Genomic DNA, 242 nt, shown 5'->3' on the forward strand with positions numbered 1-242 from the left:
GGAACTGGAGCCGCTGCTGCGCGGACGCGGCGTGGACACGCTGCTGATCGCCGGCACGGTCACCAACGTCTGCTGCGAATCGACCGCGCGCGACGCCATGATGCGCGACTTCCGCACCATCATGGTGGACGACGCGCTGGCCGCGGTGACGCCGGCCGAACACGAAAACGCCCTGCACGGCTGGCTGCTGTTCTTCGGCGACGTGCTGTCGGTGGACGAGGTGTCGACGCGGCTGCGGCCGG

The 242-nt window shown here is 70.2% G+C and carries 1 protein-coding gene; it reads left to right on the plus strand.

The window, feature by feature from the left end; translation table 11 throughout:
• Positions 1–242, plus strand: a 242-nt coding sequence (locus tag SB764_RS43945) for an isochorismatase family protein (protein ID WP_410867305.1), incomplete at both ends; no start/stop codon positions are given.

This window comes from Paraburkholderia sp. SIMBA_027, from assembly GCF_046535315.1.
In the GTDB taxonomy this organism is placed as follows: domain Bacteria; phylum Pseudomonadota; class Gammaproteobacteria; order Burkholderiales; family Burkholderiaceae; genus Paraburkholderia; species Paraburkholderia tropica.